This window comes from Ruegeria sp. AE3 (genome assembly GCF_056542225.1).
The window spans coordinates 1-2,350 of the sequence record NZ_JBQFZL010000039.1 but is presented as its reverse complement, the minus strand read 5'-3'; the positions used below and the strand labels follow the sequence as shown (position 1 = coordinate 2,350).

Genomic DNA, 2,350 nt, shown 5'->3' with positions numbered 1-2,350 from the left:
CGATAAGGCTAAAATGTTAAGTAAGGAGGCTTTTATGAGTTCATTCGACATCTGGCTTAAAAGCCATCGACCAGATTGTCCTGAGTTAAGCGGTCCCCTCAAAAGTTCCATTGCCTATTATGTTTTGATTTGGAGTTTCTTCGAGCACCAGATCATCCAACCAGCCGACGACCGCCTGCGAGAGCAGATCGCGCGAGCATTGATGCCGAATGAAGTATCAAACTATGATCGCATCGAAGACGCTGCCGCGAAAGGGTTGCACGATTTCACTACGTCAAAGAGGTTCCGGCAGGCATACAAACATTTTAGCGGCAGGCACATTGATGGAGCCCAAATTTCGACTCACTTAGAAGAGCTTACGCAACATTCCACAAACTCTATGAACCGTATTGAACAGGTATTCAGAGACGACCCTGACGACTATACCCAACGGATTGCCGCACTACTGCACATTGCTTATTGCCTAAGAACCAACCTCATTCATGGGTTCAAATGGGATTCCGGCCTTGTTGGTCAGGAGGAGAATTTCTTTTATGCATCCCATGTTCTGATGCTGGCCGTGGACCATAAAAAAGACCCCGGTGAAGTCTAGTATTTCACCAATTTCAGCAGCCAAATTCGGTCAAATCGGGCTAGATTCCGCCCGCGACCTACTGACGGCCATAATTGTCATAAAAATAAGGGGTTTCAGTCCGTTTTTGGTGCGAAATTTCTTCCAGGGCACTCTATAGGAGAGAAGAACGCGATTGTGCACCTAGTGCCAGCCCCTCGAAAAGGCTTAATCAGCCCTCTCCTGATATGGGGTGTCTGGCTAAGCTAGGAGCATCAATGATGGGAGATAACCATCAATGCAAAATAACAATAAACCTGCAACTGGAACGGAGGTAACCGAACAAGTTCAACGTCTGGCCAAGGCCTTCGGCGACCAGATCGTTCGCAGAGATAACAAGTTCTTCGACGTGGAGAATCTCGGAGTGCCGCTATCGCGAAACGACGTAGAGCGGATGATCCTGAACCGGGTACGAGACGAGTATTCCGACGTTCCACTGAGCAGGGAACTGGTAAAAGGCTTGTTTACCCTGTTAATCGAAGCACAACATACCGACGTCGAGCGATCCTTTCAGGTTTGGAATGGGACGGCTATCTGCGAAGCTGGAAACTCAAGTCGACTTATAAAATCGCGGGGCGCAGTCGCGGCCAATACGTGGGTTGAACCTGAATATCGGCAACTCAAGATCAATTCTTCGGAGCTTGGCATCATCGGGCAATTCTTCGATGAGTTTTTTCAGCTTGACCATGATCGAGAGCAGTTCCTGAACTGGCTGGCATGGAGCCTTCAGAACGAGGGAGAAAAGCCTGCTTGGGCACCGTTCCTGTACTCGCGTGGCAGAGGTACTGGGAAAAGCACCATGGGCCGGATCCTCACTGAACTGTTCGGCCCCCAAAACACGGTCACGCCGAACAATGTCAACAAACTCACTCAGCAGTTCAACGCCACAGTTTTGACGAGCAAGTTGATAGTCTGCGAGGAGACCCAAATCAAGCCGGGGTCGCCGCAGGAAAACGCAATCAAGACCTTCATCACTGACCCTTATGTTCTGATCGAGCGCAAGGGGATTGAAGCTGAACGCGCCAAGCAGTCTTGCTGCTTCTTGTTCACCTCGAACATCTGGCCGTCATGGATTGGTGAAGGTGAGCGGCGTTATCTCGTAATGGACGTAAATCATGACGGACGATCTGGAGGTTCTCGCGCCAATGAGTTTTCGAACCTCGTCGGTCAGGTTCATCAGTTCCTTGATGCCCCGGCTAATGTGGCCCGTGTCTATAACGCCTTGATGCGGAGAGAGTTGCCGGAAGGATTCAGTGCCAAGAGCCTGAACATCGCTGACCATCAGACCCCGACCATGGAACGCCTGCGCCAGACCAGCCGTGACACCATCGTTGATCGGTTGGAGGAAGAACTGAGTGCTAGTGGGCTCGTCGCCTTGCCTGAAGCGGGAGTGGTCGAGTTCGTCCAGACGCACCTCAAAGGAAACATCAACCAAACCAAGCATCTCATGGACGAGCTTGACTGGCAAAAGACCAAGGCCAAGTGGGGTGGCAAAGACTATCGACGTGCGATCTGGGTCAAGTCCGGTTACTGGATCGACAGGGGCAAAATCCACGGTCCTGACTTTGAGCCCGTGAGCATCAACGATCATCTTGCTGGTGACGTCCGGTTCGCCGAAGTGGAGATCATATGATGGATGGTCAGCACTTCTTCTTGAGAGACGATTGCGAGATCTGGCTCCAGGACATAATGGACACCTACTACGAGGAGGCCCTTTCGAGGGCCAACTCCGTCCTATCC

The 2,350-nt window shown here is 51.2% G+C and carries 2 protein-coding genes; both read left to right on the top strand.

Annotation, left to right across the window (positions count from 1 at the left end; genetic code table 11):
- Positions 1-592, top strand: a 592-nt coding sequence (locus tag ACR0NZ_RS20555) for a hypothetical protein (RefSeq protein WP_480521557.1), incomplete at its 5' end; no start/stop codon positions are given.
- 256 nt (positions 593-848) lie between these two features.
- Positions 849-2,243: a primase-helicase family protein gene (locus tag ACR0NZ_RS20550; protein ID WP_480521555.1), complete on the top strand. Its 1,395-nt coding sequence runs from the start codon at positions 849-851 to the stop codon at positions 2,241-2,243.
- Positions 2,244-2,350 lie beyond the last annotated feature (107 nt).